The sequence below is a fragment of the Marinobacter sp. CA1 genome (genome assembly GCF_020546665.1).
Taxonomy (GTDB): Bacteria; Pseudomonadota; Gammaproteobacteria; order Pseudomonadales; family Oleiphilaceae; genus Marinobacter; species Marinobacter xestospongiae.
Window position 1 is genome coordinate 3,888,487 of the sequence record NZ_CP071785.1, and the last position, 21,683, is coordinate 3,910,169.

A 21,683-nucleotide genomic window follows, 5' to 3' on the forward strand; every position below is an offset into this window, starting at 1 on the left:
TGCAATTATAAACTTTAACCGCAAAAATTCGACAAACTTTTGTTAAGGGACACTAGTGCCGTGTTACTGCAGCAGATGATGCAGCGCTGAGCGCAGCTTGAGAGGTTTGACGGGTTTGTTCATCAGCAGGTAACCGCGATCGCGGATGTCCTGCTTCAGCGCATTGCTGTAGTTGGCGGTGATCATCAGTACCGGCACCGCCTGCCGCCGGCGAGCGTTGATGGTGGTCACGGCGTCGACCCCGGTCTCATCGTTGTCCAGGTGGTAGTCGGCGAGAATCAGGTCAACCGCATCGCTGGCAATGTCCACCCGGGCGTCCAGATCCGCCAGCGAGACCGCCGTCAGCACCTCACAGCCCCAGCCGGCCAGCAGCGTGGCCATGCCCTGACAGATCGCCGGGTCGTTATCGATCACCCACACCCGTGCACCGCCGAAGCTCTCGTGGGGCGCACTGGCGCAGTCCTGGCAAACCTGGGGACGGGGGCGATGGGTGGCCAGTGGCACCCGGACACTGAACACCGAGCCGCGTCCGGGCACCGAATCGACGTGAATGTCATGCCCCAGAATGCGGGCGATCTTGTCCACAATTGCCAGCCCCAGTCCCAGCCCTTTGTCGGCCTGGCGACCGGCCGGCTCAATGCGCTTGAACTCCTGGAAGATCTCCGACAGCTTGTCCGCCGCAATACCCGGCCCGGTGTCCCAGACCTGCAGTAAGACATGCTGCCCCTGGCGGCGGCAGCCCAGCAGGATGCGACCGTTGCCGGTGTAGCGGATGGCGTTGGTGAGAAAATTGCGCAGAATCCGCGCCAGCAGCTGGGAATCGGACTCCACCAGTGCCGAGCAGGGCACAAAATCAAGCCTCAGCCCCTCCGTGCCCGCCAACTGCCGGAACTCCCGCGCCAGATTGTTGAGCAGGTCCCGCAGGTCAAACACCGTGATGTCCGCCTGGATCACGCCGGCATCCAGCTTGGAGATGTCCACCAGGGTACCCAGCAGGTTCTCCACATCGTCCAGAGAGGTGGCCACCGACCGCACCAGGCTCTCCGCCCGTGGCCCGAACGCCTGTTCCTGCAGCGCGCTGGTAAACAGCCGGGCGGCGTTGAGGGGTTGCAGCAAATCGTGACTGACGGCGGCCAGGAACTTGGTCTTCGACAGGTTGGCCCGCTCCGCCTCCAGTTTGGCGTCCCGCAGCCGCGCTTCCACCGCCGCCCGCTCGTTGATCTCCTGACGCAGCTGGTTGTTGAGACCGGTGAGTGCTGCGGTTCGCTCTTTGACCCGGCGTTCGAGATGATCGTAGGCCTGTTCCAGCGCCAGCGCGGTGCGCCGGCGGTCGGTGATGTCGCGAATCAGCACGAACAGCCCCACCACCGTTCCCCGGGCGTCCCGGTTGGGCACATAGGAGCGCAGCATGTAGTGGCGCAGGCCCTCGCGACCGGTCTCCTCCAACTCAAAGGTCACGCTTTCACCTGCCAGTGCCTGGCGAACCCGGGGTAACAGCCGCCGGTACAGCGCCGGTTCATACACCTGCTCAAGCGGCAGCCCCAACAGCGATGTCCGGCCCGCGGCATACCAGCCTTCATAGACCTTGTTGCAGAACTGCATGGTCTGGTCGGCGCCGACGTAGGCGATCAATGCTGGCACATGATCGGTCACCAGGCGAACCCAGCGCTCGCTTTCGGCGAGGGTTTCGGCGTAGCGATAGCTCTCGGTGATGTCGGTGTAGGTGTTGACGAAGCCACCGCCGGGCATCGGATGGCTCTTGATCTCCAGCACCAGGCCGTCCGCACGACGATGGATCTGTTCGGCATAGGGGGCTTCCGCCGCTGGCCCCGGTGCCGGCAGCAACAGCGGCACCGAGGCATCCGCCATCACCGCAGACAGGTCGGTGTCACTGGACACCTGCTGCGGCGACAACCCGGTCAGCCCCAGGAAACGGTCGTTCCAGATCTCCGGGCAACCGTCAGGACTGACCAGCACCACACCCTGGGACAGGTTGTCGACAGCGCTTTGCAGCAACCGTGACTTTTCCGCCAGCGCCTGTTCACGGCGCAGGTTCTCCGAGTGCTTGAGATCGGTGATGTCGGAGTACAGCAGCACCAGACCACCTTCCCGGGTGCGGGTCTCGGTCATCTGCACCCAACGCCGGTTGGCCAGCAGGAACACCGAGCCCTCGGCATCCGGCTCGGTGTGCTCCTCAACGATCAGCCCTGAGCGTACCGCCTTGGCCTTGACCTCCGCCACGGTGGCGCCGTGGCGCACCCGCTCACCGGTGTAACGCCAGTAACTGTCAAACCGGCTGTTGCTCAGCACCAGGCGTTGATCCTGGTCGAACAGCACAAAGCCATCGCTGATGCTTTCAATAGCGTCCACCAACCGCTGGTGGGTGGTTTCCGCCTGTTGCCGGGCCCGCTCAAGCGCCTTGTTGCTGGCCTTCAGCCGGTCCATCGCCCCATTGAGGGCGTCGGTCCGCTCCCGCACCTGTTCGGCCAGCACCACCGAATGCTCAAAGGCGGCGTAGGGGTCGGGCTTGTGGGTGACACCGGACTCCACCCGCTGGATCAGCGCGTCGCGGATGCGCTGCAAACGGCCATTCTCTGCCTCGAGTTCGGCGATGCGGCGATCCCTGGGGTCAGTCCAGTCCGGATCAGGCGTTGCGGGTAGCGAAGTCAGGCTGGCCAATGACCACCCCCGTAAAAGTCTGGTTGATGTGCATGCCGTCAAACTGTTCGCCATAGGAGTTGAAGCCCATCACCCGATGGCGGCTGAGAAACTCGCCGATGTTCTGGTCGATGCCGGTCACCTCCGCTTCCAGGCGACGCAGAAAACAGTCGCAGCCGATAGTCACCAGCGGCTGGCCCACCACCGCCTCGGCCTGCTCCAACTGGTCCTGCAGGCTCTGTTGCAGCGATCCGGTGCGCATCATCGTCATCACGATGCCGGTTTCCACCGCGCAGTAGAACGTCAGGCTGCCGTCGGCATTGACCCGCTGCACCGAACGGATGAAATGGTGGCCGCCTATGCGTACCGCCATCGGGTGTAGGGCAAACGTTTTCCGATCGAGCTCGGCTTCGGTTACGCCCACTGCCCGGGCATAGGCCCGCGCCGCCGGCTCGGCATTGAGTTCATGGACGGTACGACGATCGCTGTCAGCGCGGGTCACCACCAGCTTCTGCTCGGTGGCAGTCATGTGGTGGGTGGAGAACACCCGGAAATCCAGCGGCGTATTAACCAGCATCACAATGGCGGCGTGGTTGTGGAAGCGGCCCCGAAAGTAGACGTGGGTGTCGTTGAGGCGTTCATCATCGCCCGCTGAGCCGCCGAACTGGGGAATCGAACCCAGCGCGGCGTTGAGGGTGGCCAGCACCAGTTCCTCACGGCTCGACAGGCCATCCAGCAGGGTGATGGCGAAGGTGTGGTCTCTGACCGGCGCCAGGTCAGCGTCACGGCAGGTGGCGAGCAGGCGGTCGATACAGGCCTGGGCATCCTGCAACGAGAACCCTTCCAGTTCCTGAATCAGCGCGCAGTCGACGGCAAAGTGGCGGCGATCCAGTGCAATGGCGGTCATGCAGCCACGGCCATAGCCTTGGGGCGTGATCTCTCCGGCGGTGGTGCAGCCACACACCAGAACGCCGGGGAACGCCGCCTCCAGTGCCGGGCCCAGTTGCGCCAGATCGTAGTCGGCGGAGCAGAAGAACAGCACACAGCCGAGTTCGGCATGGGCCAGCTCATCCGCCAGTGCCCCGGCTGCCGCCGCGGCATCACGCAGGGACGTACTGGCCAGCCGGGCGGCAGACTGGGAGCTGGCAGGCTGATGGGTAGCGGCATTCATCGGCTGAGGTTCCGGGTACGGCGGTAGTTCTTCCGATTGTACGGCCCCCAACGGGTACGCCAATGCGACTTCCGTGCTTTTTACCGGCGCGCCAAATCGATCGTAAGCCATTGAAAAAAGGCTCCTCTGAAAAAAAGGCCGACGAAACCAGACAGATTCGCCAGACCAATCCGCTACTTTCGTCCTACCGGACCCGGGGGTTTCCGGGGAAATAGCGGCAGCCATCCCTGCCCGCCGCGCCCCGCGGCAACCCACGCCGCGTTATCAGATCAGCACCTTCTGGGTCAGCACCTACCAGGTCAGCACGGCGCCCACCGCGATGGTGTCGGACTCTTCCACCATCGCGTCGGTGGATTGGCTGTCAACATTCAGCATGCTGTATTCCGCCACCAGCTTGAGGTTGCTGTTGACGTCGTGGAACAGGGCCACGGTGGTGTTGTCCCGTTCCTGATCCAGCACATCGTCCTCATTCTCGCCGTAGGACAACACCAACCGGTTGGCACCGAAGCGGTAGGCCCCCTGAACCAGGTAACCTTCAGTATCCTGCTCACCCGCCACCAGATCGAGGAAGTTATTGGTGAACAGCGGGTTAACGCCCTCCGCCGTAAAACCGGAGGCGGACAGCGACAGCCCGGCAACACTGACCTTGGCGCCGTAGCCAACACCAGTGGAGGTGACGTCCTCGACCGCGTCATCGGTACTTTCCGAATTCTGATACTGACCGTTGACCCAGGCCGTCAGGTTGATGCCATCCAGATCAAGCGCGTAAGTGAGTTCGGACTCGAACCGTGGCGCTTCCTCATAGGCCACACCGCTGCCGTCCTCCGCGGTGCCGTTGGGGTCCATCACCCCAACCGCCAGTTTGAATCCGGCCAGCTCCGGTGAGCGGTAGGTGATCTGTGCAGTGGGGAATGGGTAGGGATAGCCGGTGGCAATGTTGCCGAACGACACCCCCTGGCCGTTGACCAGGCCCAGGGTGTCACTGGTCTGGCCATAGCCCATGAGAATCTCATCAAGGAAGATGTTGGAACGGGCAAACAGACCGAAGTCCTTACCGATCAGCACCTCCCCCCAGTCGCTGGCAACGGTGCCATAGAACTGCCGCACATCTATGCCGGTGCTGGTGCCACCGGTTTCGCCATCGTTGATGGTGACCCAGAACGAGGAGCGCGCCCCCAGTGTCAGGTCGCCCATGTCGCGGTGGACATTAAAGCCCAGGTAGTTGGGCAGGAACCCCATTTTCACCCGGGACTGACGGCGATCCGCGCCCTCTCCCGGCTGGTCGACGTCGGTGTTGACGTAGAAGGTGTTGATGTAGCCGTCGGTGGAAAAACGGGTGCCGTCGGCGTCGTACAGATCGATGGCCGCCTGGGCCTGGGATGTCGTACCGGCAGCCAGGGCAACCGCCAGCGCCAGGGCAGCGGGTTTTGCATTGTTGTTGTTCATAGTTCCCCCATCTGGGAGTCCGCTGACCGGTGGCCCGTTCGGTTGATGCGCTGATCTGTTGAACGGGACACAAGTGCCAGCCGGAAGCTCCAAAGTTGTCATCTGGAAACAGCGCGACCGGCGGCCAGGCCGGGCGGCTGGGCCGCAATCAGTGGCCACGGATCATGGTCCGCCAGCGCGATCGGGGGGAAAATGGGTCGAGGGAGTCGGTTTGCTCGGCAATTGGAACGTTACCGGCACGGGACTTTGGAAGTAAGACTGGATGGACGGATCAACGCCCGGCGAGTGAAGCTAGAACCGCTCGAGCTCTGCCAGACAGTCGTCGAGGAAGGGGCCGGGCTGGGGCAGGATGGCCTCGTCCGCGACCACGCCGAACTGCACCTGCCCGGCGTAGCTGACGATGCTCACTCCCAGGCCAATGTTGCCGGCCTGGGGCACCCAGAACATCTGTTCACGGATACGGCAGCCGGCCAGGTAACGTTCGTCGCGGGTACCGGGCACGTTGGACACCACGGCACTGGCCTTGCGGTACATCAGGTCGGCGATGGGCTGGCGCCAGGCGCCTGGCAGCAGACTGGCCGACCCCGCCAGGCCCCAGGATATACCCGGTTGCCAGGTTTTTTTCAGACGCCGGGTTTCGTGCTTGACCCGGTAGAGCCGCTCCAGCGAACTGTCACCGTCCACCGGCAACGGCACAAACACGGTGCCAAAGAAATTGCCCAGATCCAGCTCGCCCGGACGAATACCCTCCGGCAGTTGGCGGCGTATATCCACCGGCACGGCGGCGTGCAGAATGGTATCGTCGAGGGATTCACCGTCAGTCTCGATGTGGCGACGCACCGCCGCAGACACACAGCTCAGCAGCACGTCATTGATGGTGGCACCGGTTTTGGCCGCCGCCTCGCGAAACCCCGCCAGCGCCACCGGTCGTGACCAGCGACAGCTGCGTCGGCCCAGCAGCGGCCGTTTGAGCCGGGTTGGACTATCCTCCGGCTCCACCAGGAACTGGCTCACCTCATTCACCAGACGCAGGCCCTGCATTGCCGCCCGTTCCAGCGGCGAGCGTGATCCGGTCTCCGTTGTCAGCGGCTCCGGCGCAGCCTCGGTCATCGCCGCCAGCGACGACAGCCAGGCTCCGGCTGAGCGGTACCAGCGACCAGGATCGGCCTGTTCGGTGGCACCATAGAGCGCCGGCGCCTGTTGCGGCGACGGTGGGCAGATGCGGTCGAACACCCCCAGCAGCGACAGGCCATCGGCGTAACAGTGGTGAATCCGCAGCAGCAGCGCGGCCCCGCCTTCGGCGTCGGGCACCAGCCAGAATTTCCAGCGCGGGCGATAGTCCGGCAGCGGTTGGTTGAGACGGGCGGACACCCAGTCCTGCAGCGCGGCCTCATCCAGCGGCTTGTGGACAACCTCGATATGATGGTGGAGGGCAAAACTCGGGTCCCGCTCCCACCACCACCCCGGAGCCCGCGCCACCGGCATGTAGCGGAAACGCTCCCAGGCCAGCCAGTAGACCTCCAGGAAGTCGTAAAGCCTCGCCGGCGTCAGTCCCTCGACCCGCAGCATGACCGTGATGGTCATCGGGTTTTCCGGGCGTTCCAGAGCCAGCCAGGCAGAATCCACCGGCAGGAGAAGATGCGCGTGCTCGTGACTCAACGACTGGCGACCCCGGTAAGTGTGTGTTTATGAGGCAATAACGAGGCATTGTGCCAGACATACCCGGCCGCCTCCACAGAGCCGGTTGCAACCCGGGAATTACAAAAAATTACATTTCAGCAACCTTCGCCCCCTATACTCGGGGTAGCAGGTGTTTAAAGGTGAAAGCGCCCCTGATTGGCCCTGACAAAGCGAAAAAAACGTAATCTGCGCCAATACAACCCGTGCACCCAAGCGATAAAACAGTGGTATCTGCTTGCAACGGTGCGCTCCTGAGCGCACGAACCAATAACAACGCGCAGACACACTGCTGGTGGGAGAACGGTGATGAAAGCAAGCCACGTTCGTAAACTGATCAAACCGATTGAGAGCGCTTACTCGGAAATGTTTTCCGGCCGGGTCTACCGGGTCGGCAAGGGTGCGGTCTCAGTACGGAATCACAGCGGCCAGGCGGAACAGACCGTCATTGGCGTTCATGGCTTTCTGGAAAACCACTGCTACTTCACCCAGGCCTACGAAGAGCCCACCACCGAACTGATCCTGCTGACCTGCTGCAATTACCACATCCCGGTCAACGGGGTGACGCCGGAATACCCGGAGTGGGAGGTGCCGATCAAGCACCCGGAAGCCACCATCGAGTACGATGCCTGCGTCCTGGTGCAGGCCCTGGCCAATCTGCCGACCACCGACAACATCCGCATCCACGGTCATTCCCGCGGTGGCGCAGTGGTACTGGAAGCCATCCGCCAGCGCCCGGAACTGTTTGACAACGTGGAGGTGGTGCTGGAGGCGCCGGTGCTGCCACAGGGCAAGCTGCACGCCCTGGTGACCACCCTGCTGGAGCCGGTCAGCCATGGCATGTGGCCCTGGCTGATCCGTCTGATCAACAGCGCCCCCCAGTCGGCCTATGGCCAGACATTCTTTGGCAAGATGAATCCGCGCAAGAAGGCCCTGCTCAGCAAGCTGTTCTTCGCGACCAGGGACCATCTCACCATCGTCCGCAACATCGAAAACATCATGGACTGGATGCACCGCACCGACACCAGCGTTTATCAGCACGTGCGCCATGGCACCTTCCTGATTCCCCAGGTGGACCGCATTCTCGACCGTTCGGCAATGCTGGCCAGTGCCCGCCAGAGCCCCACCACCATGCGGATTGTCGAGACCGACGCTCCCAGCCATTTCATCACTCTGGACAGCAATGAGTGGGTCCCGGGGTTTGAAGCCCTGCCCGCCGCCGCCCAACAGTAACGCCTGGTACAAGACAGCTCACACCGGCTCCGGTAAACTGCGGCCTTTTTGCCGCCGCAGCCCCGGAGCCCACAGCCGCCCATGTACCGTGATCGCCTCGTCCATACCCCGGTTCAGAGCGACGGTGGCCGCCGCCTGCAACAGCACCTGCTGGCTTACCACGATTTTCGCCTGCGCCGACGTCACCACCCGCTGGTGGACCGGCTGGCCCTGCTGGAACAGTGGCAGGCCCGCCGACTGCGGGAGTCCCACCAGGACCTGATCGCCGATCCGGGTTACCGCACTGGCCTGGAGTTCCTGCTCTCTGACCTCTACGCCCCCAGCGGCATGACTCGCCGCGACGACAACATCGACCGGGTATTTCCCAAAATGGTGAAGTGGTTGCCGGAACAGCAACTGGACACCCTGGCGGGCCTGGTGGAGTTGAACCTGGTGACCCAGTCGCTGGACCTGGCCCTGGTGGAGACCCTGGCCTACCACGGCCACGGCCGGCGCTTTCTGACCCCGGAACAGTACTGCCAGGGCTACCGCGCCTGCGGTCAGCTGGACCAACGCCGGCGCCAGATCGAGCTGGTATCGGAGGTGGGCCAGCAACTGGATCGATACGTCCGCAACCGGACCCTCGGCTGGCTGCTGGCAATCAGCCGGGGACCGGCTGAGATGGCGGGACTGAGCGATCTGCACGCATTCCTGCAGCGGGGCTACCGGGCCTTTCGTACCATGGACCGGGTGGAACGGCTGATCGATCAGTTGGTGGTGCGGGAAACCCGGGTGATGGAGCGCATTGTCTCCGGCCACCCGGCACCGTTCACGGCCTCAGAGAAGCCCGGGTAAGCCACCTAAGACTTGACCAGCTGATCCAGCTGGCTGTGGATTTCCTGCTCAATCCGTCCCTTGAACGGACGCAGCAGCAGGCCCAGCTCCAGGTGCACGTGAATGTCGTCCGGCTTGATGGTGAGCTGGCCCTTGACGCCACTGCGCTTGAACCGCACCAGGTCACCATCCCACTGGTAGTGGACATCAAACTCACGGGCCAGATCGCTGGCCAGGGCTTCCGCCGCCTGGCGGGCGTGGTCATGATCCAGACTGTGGGCACGGTGAATATCAATCACTGACATGGCGCAAGGTTCCCCTCAAAATTGGCAATTTCGCTAGTTTAAGGGGCCGCTAACCTTGTAGCCACCCCCCTAACCGTTAGAATACGGTGTTCAGATTCTGACAGGACCCTGCCATGAGCCAACAACCGACGTCCCCCGATCAGGCCCCCGCCAACAGCGCCGGCAACCCCGCCGACAACACCACCCACTTCGGCTTCCGGCAGGTGGATCGTGGCCAGAAGGCCGGCCAGGTGGCCGAGGTGTTCCACTCGGTCGCGGGCAAGTACGACCTGATGAACGACCTGATGTCGATGGGCATCCACCGCCTGTGGAAGCGTTTCACCATCGAACTCAGCGGCGTGCGACCGGGCCACCGGGTGCTCGACATCGCCGGCGGAACCGGCGACCTGACCATGAAGTTCTCCGACCTGGTGGGGCCGGAAGGGCAGGTGGTGCTGGCGGACATCAACGCCTCCATGCTGCAGGTCGGCCGGGGTCGTCTGACCGATCGCGGTTACGTCGGCAACATCGAATATGTACAGGCAGATGCCGAGCACCTGCCGTTCCCGGACAACCACTTCAACGCCGTCAGCATTGCCTTCGGCCTGCGTAACGTCACCGACAAGGACCAGGCCCTGCGGGACATGACCCGGGTACTCAAACCCGGTGGCAAACTGATGGTGCTGGAGTTCTCCAAACCCCGTAACCCGCTGCTGAGCAAGGCCTACGATCTCTACTCCTTCAACGCCCTGCCGCTGATGGGACAGATGATCGCCGGCGATTCCAACAGCTACCAGTACCTGGCGGAATCCATTCGCATGCACCCGGACCAGGATACCCTGCGGGACATGATGGCCGACGCCGGCCTGGTGAACTGCAAATACCACAACATGACCGGGGGCATCGTCGCCCTGCACGTGGGAATCAAACCCTGATGATGCCCGGCCCGACCCTGCGCGCCGCGCTGTCCGGCATGGTTGAGGAAGCCCTCAATCGGACCCTGGCGCTGGACCCGGCCGGCCACCAGGCGCTGCTCGCGGCGTTGCGCGGCACCGTGCAGTTCCGCCTGACCGCGCCACTGCCCCTGACGCTTACGCTTTCGGCCAGCGCCGACCGGGTGCGTGTCGGCAGCGTCGAGGAACCGGCGCCGGCCATCGAGATCGCCGGCCGGCCGCTGGCGTTTCTGGCCCTGGCCCAGGGCGATGACCAGGTATTCAGCGATGGCCGTCTGACGGTTCATGGCGACATGGCCCAGGCCCACCAGTTCCAGCGCGCGCTGGATCGCCTCAATCCGGACTGGGAAGCCAGTCTGGCGAAGGTGATCGGGGATGTGCCGGCGCATTTTCTGGGTCGTCGACTGCGCGCCGCCCTGCAGTGGAGTCGCCAGGCCAGCGCGGCCCTCAATGCCAACGTGGAAGAATACATCCACGAGGAGAGTCGCGCCCTGCCCGGTCGGCGCGAACTGGAAGCCACCTTCCATGACATCGACGAGCTGCACCTGCGCACCGAGCGCCTGGCCGCCCGCCTCGATCACCTGACCGACGCCCCCCGGAGTTCGGAGACACAGTGACACGCCTGCAACGCCTGATCCGTATTGGCTGGGTCTTTTGCCGTTATCGCCTGGATACCTTTCTGCCGATCGCGGAACTGCCCACGCCGCTGAAACTCTTTTTCCTGCTGGCGCCCTGGCACCTGTTCCCTCAGCCCAGGCTCAGTCGCGGCGACCGCCTGCGGCTGGCACTGGAAGAACTCGGCCCGGTGTTCGTCAAGTTTGGCCAGATTCTCTCCACCCGCCGCGACCTGCTGCCGGACGACATGGCCGAATCCCTGCGCCAGTTGCAGGACCGGGTGCCGCCCTTCTCCGGCGAGCGCGCCCAGGCCATTATTGAACGGTCCCTCGGCGCCCCGGTCAGTGAGTGCTTCGCCGAATTCAGCCAGCGGCCGATGGCGTCGGCTTCGGTAGCCCAGGTGCATGCCGCCACCCTGCCCAGCGGCCAGCAGGTGGTGGTCAAAGTCATTCGTCCGGGCATCGAGAAAGTGATCCGGCAGGACCTGGCGCTGATGTACCTGATGGCCGGCCTGCTGGAGCGCTACTGGTCCGAGGGACGACGATTGCACCCGGTGGACGTGGTGGCCGACTACGACGCCACCATCCACGACGAGCTGGACCTGCAGCGGGAAGCCGCCAACGCCAGCCAGTTGCGACGCAACTTCGACGGCTCCAGCCTGATCTACATCCCCGCCATCGACTGGGACTACACCCGCAAGTCGGTGCTGGTGATGGAACGCATTCACGGCATTCCGGTGGCCGACGTCGCCGCCCTGACCGCCGCCGGGGTTGACCTAAAGGTACTGGCAGAGAAAGGCGTGGAGATCTTCTTCACCCAGGTGTTCCGGGACAGTTTCTTCCACGCCGACATGCACCCGGGCAACATCTTTGTCGACGCCAGCAATCCCCGGGACCCCAAGTACATTGCCATCGATTTCGGCATCGTCGGCACCCTGGCCCCTGACGATCAGAGCTACCTTGCCCGCAACCTGCTTGCGTTCTTCCGGCGCGACTATCGGCAGGTGGCGGAGCTGCACATCCAGTCCGGCTGGGTGCCGCCAGACACCCGGGTCAACGAATTCGAGGCGGCAATCCGCACCGTCTGTGAACCGATTTTCGAGCGCCCGCTGAAGGACATTTCCTTCGGGCACTTCCTGCTGCGACTGTTCCAGACCGCCCGCCGCTTCAATATGGAGGTGCAGCCGCAACTGGTGTTGCTGCAGAAAACCCTGCTCAATGTCGAGGGCCTGGGCCGTCAGCTCTACCCCGACCTGGACCTGTGGAGCACGGCGCAGCCGTTCCTGGAAACCTGGATGCGACGACGGCTCGGCCCCGGCACCCTGTTCAAGACCCTGCAGTCCCACCTGCCGGCCTGGCTGGAGCAGTCGCCAGACATGCCCCAACTGGTGCATGATGCGCTACTGGAGCTGCGTAACCGTGGCACCGATGATCATCGCCAGGCCCAATGGCAGGCTCAGCTGGATGACCGGCAACGCCAGCAGGACCGACGTTGGCGGCGCACCACGGCGGCGCTGGTGTTGACCGGGCTGGCCCTCGCCAGCACCCAGGTCGACCTGCTGGCGGTGGCGCAGGATCTGCCCGCTTACGGGTGGGGGCTGATTGCCGTGGCTGCCTGGCTGGTGGCCCGTCCGGCTCCCCGCTAAAACCCACCCAATCGACGGACGTTCACAGAAATGAAAGACTCTTCCCCTAATGTCGACAGCCCAGAGTGGTTGGCCGAAGTGCGTTTCGACGCCAATGGCCTGATCCCCGCCATTGCCCAGGACGCCACCAGCGGTGACATCCTGATGATGGCCTGGATGAACGCCGAAGCGCTGACGGCCACGGCAACCGAAGGCCAGGCGATCTACTGGTCCCGGTCCCGCAACAAACTGTGGCGCAAAGGCGAGTCCTCAGGCCATCAGCAGCGGGTTCTGGACATTCGCCTGGACTGCGATGCCGACGTTATTCTGCTGAAAGTGGAACAGCGGGGAGGCATCGCCTGTCATACCGGACGGCGCAGCTGTTTTTACCGCCGCCTGGAACAGGGCCGCTGGGAAGTGACCGATCCGGTCCTCAAGGACCCGGACACCATCTATCGCCCGCACCCGCAACAGGGAGACTGACATGAGTGATGTGCTGATGCGCCTGGCCGACGTACTGGAAGCCCGCAAACAGGCGGACCCGGACAGTTCCTACGTCGCCAGCCTGCATGCCAAGGGGCTGAACAAGATCCTGGAGAAGGTGGGCGAGGAGTGCACCGAAACCCTGCTGGCGGCCAAGGATGCGGAGCGTTCTGGCGACACCAGCGACGTGGTGTACGAAACGGCCGATCTCTGGTTCCACTCGCTGGTGATGCTGTCGCGGCTGGGTCTGGGACCGGACGACGTAATCAATGAACTGGCTCGCCGCTTCGACCTCTCCGGACTGGAAGAAAAGGCCGCCCGGGACCAGTAATCGGAGTACCCCTTCTGGGGGTTTCCGCAATGCAGCCCCGGTAGCGTACAATATTGTGAGTCTCTGCATGAAAATGAGGACCCCATCATGGGTATCAGTATCTGGCAACTTCTAATCGTTCTCGGCATTGTCGTGCTGTTGTTCGGAACCAAGAAACTGCGCAATATCGGCAGCGACCTGGGTGGCGCCATCCGTGGCTTCAAGAAGTCCATGAACGAAGAGGACAACGGCAAGCCGCAACAGCGTTCCGTCGAGGACCAGGCTGCCGACCAGCCCCAACAGGCCCGCACCACCGACAGCGCCGGCGAAAAGACCCATAACTGAGACACCGCCGGATGTTCGACATTGGCTTCCTTGAGCTGCTGATCTGCTCAGTGATTGCATTGCTGGTTCTTGGCCCCGAACGCCTGCCCACAGCGGCGCGGGCGGCCGGGCGCTGGATTGGTGGTGCCCGCCGTATGGTCAGCCAGTTTTCCAGCGAGCTGGACCGCCAGCTCAAGGCGGACGAACTCAAGGAGCAGCTGCGCCAGGCTGGCGACGTTGGCCTGGAAGACGTTGAAAAGACCGTCCGCGATGCCCTCGACGAGGCCCGGCAGTACCAGCACATGGTGGTATCGGACACCAGTACCCGCTCCCGGCCGGCTCCGGCCACCCGTCGGGTACGGCCTCCGGAGCAGCAACCGGACTCCCCGGAGAACGAGCCCCCGGCGACACCGGCGGACAGCGCCAGCACGGAGGCAAACCAGACCTCTCCGGCACCTGAGTCCCCGGACACATCCACGGAAAGCCGTCAATGAGCGTTACCCCTCCAGGCCCGCCATCAACGGATGCGGCCGACAACAGCCAGGAAATGTCCCTGATCGAACACCTGCTGGAACTGCGCAACCGGCTGCTGAAGATGGTGCTGGCCGTCGCGCTGTGCTTTGCGGTGATCTACCCCTGGGCCAACGAACTGTACCTGTTTATGGCCGGGCCGCTGCTGGAGCTGTTGCCGGTAGGCCAGACCATGATCGCCACCGACATCACCTCGACCTTTTTCGCGCCGCTGAAGCTGGCGCTGGTGCTGGCGGTGTTTGCGGCAATCCCGGTGATTCTCTACCAGATCTGGAGTTTTATTGCCCCCGGACTCTACGCCCATGAGAAGCGTCTGGCGTTTCCACTGCTGGCAACCTCGGTCGCCCTGTTCTACCTCGGCGCCGCCTTTGCCTACTTTGTGGTGTTTCCGCTGGTGTTCAGCTTCTTTACCGCGATCGGCCCCGAGGGCATCGTTGAGTTGCCGGACATTGCCAGCTACCTCAGCTTCGTGCTGAAAATGTTCTTCGCGTTCGGTGTCGCTTTCGAGATTCCCATTGCCACCATCCTGCTGATCCTGACCGGCATCACCACCCCCAGGGAACTGGCAGCCAAACGCCCCTACGTGGTGGTGGCCTGCTTTATCATTGGCATGCTGCTGACTCCGCCGGACATCATTTCCCAGACCCTGCTGGCAGTGCCCATGTGGCTGCTGTTCGAGCTCGGCATCCTGTTTGGCTACCTGGCTCAGCGCCGGGCGCCGGCGACCGATTCGGCCGAGGCCAACGAGCCACAATGAACCTCGCACTGCTGACCGAGGCCGATTTTATCGGCCCCGACCGGGTCCGGCTGACCGGTCGCCGCTTCGACCACCTGGCCACCATTCTCGGCTCCGAGGTGGGAGACCAGGTGCCAGTGGGGGTGGAGAACGGCAACATCGGCACCGGCACCCTGATCCAGCGCGATGCAGACGCCGCCGAACTGGCCATTACCCTGGATCAGTCACCGCCCGAGCCCCTGCCCCTGACGCTGGTATTGGCCATGCCCCGCCCCAAAATGTTCCGGCGGGTGCTGCAAACGGTGGCGGCGCTGGGGGTCAAGGAGATCTGGCTGATCAACGCCTACAAGGTGGAGAAAAGCTTCTGGCAGACGCCCTGGCTGGGGCCAGACGCGTTGCGGGAGAACCTCACCCTGGGACTGGAGCAGGCCCGTGACACCCGCATGCCCCAGGTGCACATCCGCCAGCGCTTTAAACCCTTCGTCGAGGACGAGCTGCCGGCGCTGCTGGCACAGCGTCCGGGCCTGGTGGCCCATCCGGGCACAGACCAGCCCTGCCCGAGCCACCTGAGCAGCCCGGCGACCCTGTGCATCGGCCCCGAAGGCGGCTTCATTCCCTACGAGGTCGACAAGCTGGTTGAAGCCGGCTGCCAGTCGGTACACCTGGGTCGCCGCATCCTGCGGGTGGAAACCGCAGTACCGGTGCTGATCGGCCGGCTCTACGACGGCTGCGGCTACTAACTAAACGGCTGCAGCTAGTAGAAGGCCGCGGCTCTGCGGCGCGGGCGCCGGATCGGCGCCAAACACCACCTCCCCTTCTTGCGTACTACAACGCCCTGAGTAGCACGACGTCCTGAGTACCACGCCCCCGGCGCTTGTACCCACAACCTGCCGCGTCGATCAATTGATAATTTTACGCATTTGCATTACTTTTCCCCTCCCATCCATTACTCACCCGTAATCGACTCCCGGAGATTTCCATGACGATGATTCCGCGAACCCGCTCGGCACTTTACCGGGCCGGCCTTGGTACCCTGATCGCCAGCTGCACTACCCCGCTGCTGGCTGACGCCACCAATTACTCGCTGGATGAGCTGGTGGTGGTTGGTAACCGCGCGCCGGCACAGATCAGCCAGGTGCCGGGCACCGTCTGGGTCCTGGAGCAGGAAGCACTGGAAACCCAACTCCAGTCCGGTCAGGACCTCAAAAGTGTGCTTGGCAAGCTGGTACCCGGCCTCGACCTGGCGCCCCAGGGCCGCACCAACTTCGGCCAGAATATGCGCGGACGCAGCGTGCTGGTGATGATTGACGGCGTCTCACTGAACTCCTCCCGCGGTCTGAGCCGCCAGTTCGACAGCATTGACCCGTTCAACATCGAACGCATCGAAGTGCTCTCCGGTGCCACCGCGATCTACGGCGGCGGCAGCACCGGCGGAATCATCAACATCATTACCCATAAGGGCGAAGCCGGAGACACCCGCTATCGCACCGAGGCTTCCGCCAGCTCCGGCTTCAACGACAGCGAAGATCGCGTGTTCCGTGCCGGCCAGTCCATCAGCGGCGGCAATGACCGGGTCCAGGGGCGCCTCGCCGTAGCCACCCAGCGCAACAGCGCGTTCTACGACGCCGACGGCGACGCCATCATGCCGGACATCACCCAGACCGACCTGCAGTACAACCGCAGCCTGGATGTAATGGGCAGCGTGCGTCTACAACTGAGCGACCTGCAGTCCCTGGAGCTGCTGGGCCAGGCGTACGATTCCCGCTTCAACGGCAATCAGGGGGTCTACCTCGGCCCCAACCTGAGCACCATCGCAGATCCGGAGATTCGTACCGGCTACAAGACCGACCGGGCACCGGAAACCGATCGCCACCTGGTGAACCTGAACTACCAGCATCGCGACCTGTTCGGTCATACCGCGTACCTGCAACTGTCCACCCGGGGCGAGAAGGCCAGCTTCCACCCTTACCCCTACATTCGCCAGAACATGGCCCAGAGCTACGTTGGCGCGTCACTCCAGGACACCACCCAGCACAACCTCAAGGGGCTGCTGGTCAAGCACTGGGGGGACTGGCAGTTCAGCTATGGCGTGGATCTGGACCGAGAGGACTTCAAGGCCAACCAGATGATTTTTGACACCGCCAAAGCCTTGCAGAGTGGTGCCATGGTGACCGAGGAGGACTTTACCGTCGGCCGCTACCCGGGCTACCGGGTGGATGGTGTGACCGCCTTCCTGCAGACCGAGTGGCAGGCAACGGAGCGGCTGCGGCTCAACGCCGGCATCCGCCAGCGCCATTCCAGCCTGGAAGTGGACAATTTTGTGCCCACCCAGCAGCAGATTGACGTCCAACGCGGCCTGGCGACGGGTGCCGACGCCATTCCCGGTGGCGAGAACAGCTACGACGTCACCCTGGTGAATGCCGGCGCCATCTACAACCTCACCGCCAGCCAGCAACTGTGGACCAGCTTCAGCCAGGGCTTCGAAATTCCCGATCCGGGCAAGGTGTTTGGCCGCGGCAGCTACTCGCTGGACAATGGCTACTACACCCTCAACGACGCCCTCGACGTTGACAGCAACACCTTGCCCGGCCTGAAGACCCATCAGGTGGAATTGGGCTGGCGGGCGTACGAAGCCAACTGGGAAGCCCAGGTAGCCGCCTACTACACCTGGTCAGACAAGGACACCCGGGTCACCGATACCCTGCAGATTGACGTGGTGAACGCCAAGACCCGGGATTATGGCCTGGAAGCCAGCCTGGCCTACCGCATCAGCGATCAGTGGCGCGCCGGCGTCCAGGGCCATGTGCTGCGGTCCGAGGTCAAGAACGAGGGTGACTGGGACAAGAAAGACGCCCGTTACGCCAGTTTGCCCAGCGCCATGGCGTTTGTGGAATGGCAGGATGCCCGCACCCAGGTTCGGCTGCAGGGCAATCATGCCTTTGACATCGACGACGATGCCGGCAACGAGATCGATGGCTTTACCACCGTCGACCTGCAGGCTTCCCGCGAGCTGCCGGTGGGGCGCCTGGGAATGGGGATCAGCAACCTGCTGAACAACGACTATCTGACCGTCTGGGGTCAGCGCGCCCAGATGTTCTACGGTTACGACAAGCTGTTTGAATTCCAGGGCCGCGGTCGCACCTACACCCTGAGCTACACCGTCGATTATTGATCGACCCGGCGGGCCGGCATTCACGCTGGCCCGCCGCCTCAGCCCACCGGCCGCTCAGGCAGTTCCGCGAACACGCTTCCAGAGGCCTCCGACCAGGGTGACCACCGCCACCACCAGACCACCGGCCACAATCCCCACAACTCCGTCCGCCAATACCGGCATCAGTACCGCCAGCATCCCGGACAGCGGGTCGGTGAGATGATGGATCAAATCATAGAGCGTCGGAATGCCGTGGGAAATGATACCCCCGCCGACCAGGAACATCGCAGCGGTCCCCAGCACGGAGAGCCCTTTCATCAGGTACGGCGCCAGCCACAGAATGCCCCGGCCAAAGGCCCGCAGCATCGGGGCCAGGCCATCGTCGCCAGGCCGCTGGCTGAGATAGAGACCACCGTCATCGAGCTTCACGATGCCCGCAACCAGGCCATAGACGCCGATGGTGATTAATAACGCCACCACCGACAGCACCAGAAACTGCATGCCAATGCTCTGCTGGGCAACGGTGCCCAGGGTGATGGCAATGATTTCCGCCGACAGGATAAAATCGGTGCGGATGGCACCCTTCACCTTCTCTTTTTCCAGCGCCACCAGATCTTTCTGCGGGTCCCGCAGTGCCTGTTTCAGCTCCTCCTTGTGAGCCTCGTCCTCTTCATGGGAATGGAGCCAGCGATGGGCAAGCTTTTCAAACCCCTCAAAACACAGAAAGGCGCCCCCCACCATCAGCAGCGGGGTCACCAGCCAGGGTACGAAAAAGCTGATCGCCAGCGCCGCCGGCACCAGAATCACCTTGTTGCGCAGCGATCCCTTGGCCACGGCCCACACCACCGGAATTTCCCGGGCCGGTTTGACGCCGGTGACCTGCTGGGCATTGAGGGCCAGGTCATCACCCAGAACCCCGGCGGTTTTCTTGGTGGCGACCTTGGTCATCGCCGATACGTCATCAAGGATGGTGGCTATATCATCAATCAGGGCGAGCAAACTGGCTCCGGCCATTGCGGATTCCTTCCTGTGTTCTGTTAAGCGGTGGTGTTGCCTGGACTAAAGGATGTGTCAGGCTGCGGAGAGCGCCAGCCTGACCTGAAGTATGCCGGCTCAGGGTTGCAGTCCCATGGCCTGGGCGGCCACCCGGTGTTTGATGGCCGGCAACTGGTCAAGCCAGCGCATGCCGGTATTCCGAAGCCAGCGCAACGGCAGCTCATCACGGGCAAACAGCTGCTTGAAGCCCTCCATTGCCGCCATCATCGCCAGGTTATCGCCCTTGCGGCGGCGCTGATAGCGCGCCAGGGTCAGCTCATCCGCCGGTGACAGCCCCCGTTGCCGGGCGCTGTCCAGCTCCGCCAGCAGCACCCTGACGTCGCCATAACCAAGGTTGACGCCCTGGCCCGCCAACGGGTGAATGGTATGGGCAGCGTCCCCCACCAGTGCCAGGCTCTCGCCAATGTAGTCCTTGGCGTGACGCTGACGCAGCGGGAAAGCCTGGCGTGCCGACACCGCAACCAGAGGACCGAGTTGGTGTTCGATGGCCGCCGCCAGCGCCTCACGGAAGTCGTTATCCGACAGCGCCAGCAGACGACGGGCCTCGTCGGTGTCCTGGGACCAGACAATGGAACAGAAACGACCGGCGTCGGCCGGATCACCGCTGGCCAATGGCAGGAACGCCAGCGGCCCGGTCGTGGAAAACCGTTGCCAGGCGGTATCCCGGTGGCTCTGGGTGGTTTCCACCGTGCAGACGATGGCCTGCTGGTCGTAATCCCACTCGCGGGTCGGCAAACCGGCCCACTGGCGCAGCCGGGACTGGGCGCCATCGGCGGCCACCACCAGCGCCGCGGTCAATTCCCGGCCGTCGTCCAGGGTCAGTTGCCGCTGGCCCTGCTGGCAGGGCGACAGGCCGGTCACCCGGGCCTGGTCAAACACCGTCACCGGGCTGTCCTGCAATGCCAGCATCAGTGCCCGCACCAGCAAGCGGTTCTCGACGATACAGCCAAGGGCCGGCACCTGAAGGTCGGTGGCATCAAAATGAATACGCCCGGTACCCTCGGCATCCCACACCGTCATGCCGCGATAGGGACAATGGCGCTGGGTCGCCACCGCCTGCCAGGCGCCAAGATCGGCCAGCAAACGCTGGCTGGCCGCTGAAATAGCGCTGACCCGGGGTTCGAAATCCGCCACCGAGCCAATCGGTGCGGGGGCGTCCAGCAGCGCGGCTACCGGCGCCGCCTCCACCACACCAACCCGCCAGCCCTGCTGGCCAAGCCCCAGGGCCAGAGCACTGCCGGTCATGCCACCGCCGGCGACCAGCACATCGAAGTGCGGAGAGTCGTTCATGAGCGTTCCTCAATCGAGTGTCCTGACGTCCCGGCCGCGGCGTCCGCTGTCTGGCCATGGTGATAATCCGGGCGACGGGCGCCCAGCCCCATGGCCTGGCGGGCAAACCAGCGCTTGGCGGGAGCCACCAGATCAAGGCCAACCAGGCCGGCGTCCCGGGCCAGGCCCAGCCCCGGCACACTGGCGCCAAACAGTTGCACCAGGGAATCGGAGAATTGCACGGTACGCTGCCAGTCCGCCTGATGGGCCTGCTGATAGCCCTTGAGGGCCGACAGACTGCCCAGGGCATCGCCTCGGGCATCGGCCTGCTGAAACTGTTCCACCAGCGCGGTGATTCCTCGCAGCGCCAGGTTGAAGCCCTGGCCCGCCACCGGATGCAGGGCGTGGGCGGCGTTGCCGATCAGCACCACCCCCGGGCGCACCGGCTCCGGTACCGTCACCAGGCTCAGTGGGTAGTGACTGCACTCGCCCATGCGGGTAAACCGCCCCAGGCGCCAGCCAAAACGCTGCTGCAATTGCCGGCAACGGTCGTCCGGCGATGCCGCCATCACCGTATCCAGGGCATCCGGACTCAGCGTCCAGACCAGGGCACTGGTGCAAGCGGAAGCCGGACCCGGCCCGCCGTGGGGCAGCAATGCCATGGGGCCGGCGTCGGTGAATCGTTCAAAGGCGGTAAACTGGTGACGTTCGGCGGTGGAGACATTGGCGATCAGGGCATGCTGGCCGTAGTCCCGCCGTTCAACCTGAAAGCCCAGCTGCTCCCTCAGACCGGAGCGGCCACCATCGGCCAGCACCATGCACTGGGTGCGCAGATCGTGCAGGGTGCCATCGCCAGCGCGCACCTGAACCCGGGTTACCCCAGCTTCGGCACCGACCGTCTCCACCGTCGCTGGCGCCAGCCATCGCACCTGCGGGCACTGGCGCAGCGCCGCCATCAGGCACAGGCCCAGCCAACGGTTGTCCACCACATAGCCCAGGGCCTCCTGGTGATGATCCCCGGCAGCCAGCCGGGTGGCACCGAAGCGGCCGCGGTCGGACACATGGATATGCTGGATCGGCGTAGCCTGGCGGGCTAGCGCCGACCACAACCCCAGATCCTGGAAGATCTGCCGCGACCCCCACGCCAATGCAGTGGAGCGGGCGTCATAGCTGGGCTGGTAACTGTCCGGCAGGGCGTCCTGAGTCAGCGGGAACGACTCCACCACAGTGATGGCCCGATGCGGCAGGGCCCGGGCCATGGCCAGGGCCAATGAGGCGCCGGCCAGGCCACCACCGGCGATCACCAGATCGCTGTGCTGCCCGCCTTCAAGGTGGCTTGTCGCTGTCAT

At 63.8% G+C, this 21,683-nt stretch carries 20 protein-coding genes; 12 read left to right on the plus strand and 8 right to left on the minus strand.

Going from position 1 to position 21,683, the window contains the following annotated elements; translation table 11 throughout:
- Positions 1-63: 63 nt before the first annotated feature.
- The 4 genes from J2887_RS17770 to J2887_RS17785 form a co-directional block, all read right to left on the minus strand.
- Positions 64-2,679: a NahK/ErcS family hybrid sensor histidine kinase/response regulator gene (locus J2887_RS17770; protein WP_228752822.1), complete on the minus strand. Its 2,616-nt coding sequence runs from the start codon at positions 2,677-2,679 to the stop codon at positions 64-66.
- Positions 2,645-3,940: a nitric oxide-sensing protein NosP gene (gene nosP / locus J2887_RS17775; RefSeq protein WP_227172477.1), complete on the minus strand. Its 1,296-nt coding sequence runs from the start codon at positions 3,938-3,940 to the stop codon at positions 2,645-2,647. Before nosP ends, J2887_RS17770 begins: the two co-directional genes overlap by 35 nt.
- 180 nt (positions 3,941-4,120) lie before the next feature.
- Positions 4,121-5,275 carry a porin gene (locus J2887_RS17780; RefSeq protein WP_227172478.1) on the minus strand — a complete coding sequence of 385 codons (1,155 nt, stop codon included), beginning with the start codon at positions 5,273-5,275 and terminating at the stop codon, positions 4,121-4,123.
- Between the two features lie 291 nt (positions 5,276-5,566).
- Positions 5,567-6,859: a WS/DGAT domain-containing protein gene (locus tag J2887_RS17785; protein ID WP_416381872.1), complete on the minus strand. Its 1,293-nt coding sequence runs from the start codon at positions 6,857-6,859 to the stop codon at positions 5,567-5,569.
- A gap of 402 nt (positions 6,860-7,261) precedes the next feature.
- On the opposite strand from J2887_RS17785, the gene J2887_RS17790 reads away from it, so the two are divergent.
- Positions 7,262-8,185 carry an alpha/beta hydrolase gene (locus J2887_RS17790; RefSeq protein ID WP_227172480.1) on the plus strand — a complete coding sequence of 308 codons (924 nt, stop codon included), beginning with the start codon at positions 7,262-7,264 and terminating at the stop codon, positions 8,183-8,185.
- An 81-nt stretch (positions 8,186-8,266) separates the two neighbouring features.
- Positions 8,267-9,019: an FFLEELY motif protein gene (locus J2887_RS17795; protein ID WP_227172481.1), complete on the plus strand. Its 753-nt coding sequence runs from the start codon at positions 8,267-8,269 to the stop codon at positions 9,017-9,019.
- Between the two features lie 5 nt (positions 9,020-9,024).
- On the opposite strand, the gene J2887_RS17800 is transcribed toward J2887_RS17795, so the two are convergent.
- Positions 9,025-9,303 (minus strand): polyhydroxyalkanoic acid system family protein, encoded by a 279-nt coding sequence (locus J2887_RS17800; RefSeq protein WP_227172482.1) that lies wholly within the window; start codon positions 9,301-9,303, stop codon positions 9,025-9,027.
- Between the two features lie 113 nt (positions 9,304-9,416).
- On the opposite strand from J2887_RS17800, the gene ubiE reads away from it, so the two are divergent.
- The 10 genes from ubiE to J2887_RS17850 all read left to right on the plus strand — a co-directional run bounded on the left by ubiE (position 9,417) and on the right by J2887_RS17850 (position 18,030).
- Positions 9,417-10,217 carry a bifunctional demethylmenaquinone methyltransferase/2-methoxy-6-polyprenyl-1,4-benzoquinol methylase UbiE gene (ubiE, locus tag J2887_RS17805; RefSeq protein ID WP_227172483.1) on the plus strand — a complete coding sequence of 267 codons (801 nt, stop codon included), beginning with the start codon at positions 9,417-9,419 and terminating at the stop codon, positions 10,215-10,217.
- A complete protein-coding gene (locus tag J2887_RS17810; protein ID WP_227172484.1) occupies positions 10,217-10,852 on the plus strand; it encodes a ubiquinone biosynthesis accessory factor UbiJ in 636 nt (211 codons plus the stop codon). The genes ubiE and J2887_RS17810 overlap by 1 nt, the downstream gene beginning before the upstream one ends.
- Positions 10,849-12,495 (plus strand): ubiquinone biosynthesis regulatory protein kinase UbiB, encoded by a 1,647-nt coding sequence (gene ubiB, locus J2887_RS17815; protein WP_227172485.1) that lies wholly within the window; start codon positions 10,849-10,851, stop codon positions 12,493-12,495. Before J2887_RS17810 ends, ubiB begins: the two co-directional genes overlap by 4 nt.
- A gap of 30 nt (positions 12,496-12,525) precedes the next feature.
- On the plus strand, positions 12,526-12,957 hold the full coding sequence (gene hisI / locus J2887_RS17820) for a phosphoribosyl-AMP cyclohydrolase (RefSeq protein ID WP_227172486.1): 432 nt from the start codon (positions 12,526-12,528) through the stop codon (positions 12,955-12,957).
- A gap of 1 nt (position 12,958) precedes the next feature.
- Positions 12,959-13,288 (plus strand): phosphoribosyl-ATP diphosphatase, encoded by a 330-nt coding sequence (locus J2887_RS17825; protein WP_227172487.1) that lies wholly within the window; start codon positions 12,959-12,961, stop codon positions 13,286-13,288.
- 87 nt (positions 13,289-13,375) lie between these two features.
- Positions 13,376-13,612 (plus strand): Sec-independent protein translocase subunit TatA, encoded by a 237-nt coding sequence (tatA, locus tag J2887_RS17830; protein ID WP_227172488.1) that lies wholly within the window; start codon positions 13,376-13,378, stop codon positions 13,610-13,612.
- 11 nt (positions 13,613-13,623) lie between these two features.
- The gene (tatB, locus tag J2887_RS17835; RefSeq protein WP_227172489.1) at positions 13,624-14,085 is read left to right on the plus strand and encodes a Sec-independent protein translocase protein TatB; all 462 of its coding nucleotides are present in this window, start codon (positions 13,624-13,626) and stop codon (positions 14,083-14,085) included.
- Positions 14,082-14,879, plus strand: a complete 798-nt coding sequence (gene tatC / locus J2887_RS17840; protein WP_227172490.1) for a twin-arginine translocase subunit TatC — start codon at positions 14,082-14,084, stop codon at positions 14,877-14,879. Before tatB ends, tatC begins: the two co-directional genes overlap by 4 nt.
- Entirely contained in the window at positions 14,876-15,598 is a 723-nt protein-coding gene (locus J2887_RS17845; RefSeq protein WP_227172491.1) for a 16S rRNA (uracil(1498)-N(3))-methyltransferase, read from the plus strand. Before tatC ends, J2887_RS17845 begins: the two co-directional genes overlap by 4 nt.
- A gap of 245 nt (positions 15,599-15,843) precedes the next feature.
- Positions 15,844-18,030 carry a TonB-dependent receptor gene (locus J2887_RS17850; protein ID WP_416381921.1) on the plus strand — a complete coding sequence of 729 codons (2,187 nt, stop codon included), beginning with the start codon at positions 15,844-15,846 and terminating at the stop codon, positions 18,028-18,030.
- Positions 18,031-18,084: 54 nt separating this feature from the next.
- Here J2887_RS17850 and J2887_RS17855 read toward each other — a convergent pair whose 3' ends face one another.
- The 3 genes from J2887_RS17855 to ubiH all read right to left on the minus strand — a co-directional run bounded on the left by J2887_RS17855 (position 18,085) and on the right by ubiH (position 21,683).
- Positions 18,085-19,023, minus strand: coding sequence for a DUF808 domain-containing protein (locus tag J2887_RS17855; RefSeq protein ID WP_227172493.1), 939 nt, complete (start codon positions 19,021-19,023; stop codon positions 18,085-18,087).
- Positions 19,024-19,122: 99 nt separating this feature from the next.
- Positions 19,123-20,355 carry a UbiH/UbiF/VisC/COQ6 family ubiquinone biosynthesis hydroxylase gene (locus tag J2887_RS17860; protein ID WP_227172494.1) on the minus strand — a complete coding sequence of 411 codons (1,233 nt, stop codon included), beginning with the start codon at positions 20,353-20,355 and terminating at the stop codon, positions 19,123-19,125.
- The gene (ubiH, locus tag J2887_RS17865) at positions 20,352-21,683 is read right to left on the minus strand and encodes a 2-octaprenyl-6-methoxyphenyl hydroxylase (protein WP_227172495.1); all 1,332 of its coding nucleotides are present in this window, start codon (positions 21,681-21,683) and stop codon (positions 20,352-20,354) included. Before ubiH ends, J2887_RS17860 begins: the two co-directional genes overlap by 4 nt.

Coding starts and splice junctions, on each gene's coding strand:
- nosP (WP_227172477.1), bottom strand. CDS start 3,940: ATGGCTTACGATCGATTTGGCGCGCCGGTAAAAAGCACGGAAGTCGCA.
- J2887_RS17795 (WP_227172481.1), top strand. CDS start 8,267: ATGTACCGTGATCGCCTCGTCCATACCCCGGTTCAGAGCGACGGTGGC.
- J2887_RS17800 (WP_227172482.1), bottom strand. CDS start 9,303: ATGTCAGTGATTGATATTCACCGTGCCCACAGTCTGGATCATGACCAC.
- J2887_RS17855 (WP_227172493.1), bottom strand. CDS start 19,023: ATGGCCGGAGCCAGTTTGCTCGCCCTGATTGATGATATAGCCACCATC.
- J2887_RS17850 (WP_416381921.1), top strand. CDS start 15,844: ATGATTCCGCGAACCCGCTCGGCACTTTACCGGGCCGGCCTTGGTACC.
- J2887_RS17810 (WP_227172484.1), top strand. CDS start 10,217: ATGATGCCCGGCCCGACCCTGCGCGCCGCGCTGTCCGGCATGGTTGAG.
- J2887_RS17860 (WP_227172494.1), bottom strand. CDS start 20,355: ATGAACGACTCTCCGCACTTCGATGTGCTGGTCGCCGGCGGTGGCATG.
- ubiE (WP_227172483.1), top strand. CDS start 9,417: ATGAGCCAACAACCGACGTCCCCCGATCAGGCCCCCGCCAACAGCGCC.
- tatA (WP_227172488.1), top strand. CDS start 13,376: ATGGGTATCAGTATCTGGCAACTTCTAATCGTTCTCGGCATTGTCGTG.
- J2887_RS17785 (WP_416381872.1), bottom strand. CDS start 6,859: ATGACCATCACGGTCATGCTGCGGGTCGAGGGACTGACGCCGGCGAGG.
- tatB (WP_227172489.1), top strand. CDS start 13,624: ATGTTCGACATTGGCTTCCTTGAGCTGCTGATCTGCTCAGTGATTGCA.
- ubiH (WP_227172495.1), bottom strand. CDS start 21,683: ATGACAGCGACAAGCCACCTTGAAGGCGGGCAGCACAGCGATCTGGTG.
- J2887_RS17780 (WP_227172478.1), bottom strand. CDS start 5,275: ATGAACAACAACAATGCAAAACCCGCTGCCCTGGCGCTGGCGGTTGCC.
- tatC (WP_227172490.1), top strand. CDS start 14,082: ATGAGCGTTACCCCTCCAGGCCCGCCATCAACGGATGCGGCCGACAAC.
- J2887_RS17825 (WP_227172487.1), top strand. CDS start 12,959: ATGAGTGATGTGCTGATGCGCCTGGCCGACGTACTGGAAGCCCGCAAA.
- hisI (WP_227172486.1), top strand. CDS start 12,526: ATGAAAGACTCTTCCCCTAATGTCGACAGCCCAGAGTGGTTGGCCGAA.
- J2887_RS17845 (WP_227172491.1), top strand. CDS start 14,876: ATGAACCTCGCACTGCTGACCGAGGCCGATTTTATCGGCCCCGACCGG.
- J2887_RS17790 (WP_227172480.1), top strand. CDS start 7,262: ATGAAAGCAAGCCACGTTCGTAAACTGATCAAACCGATTGAGAGCGCT.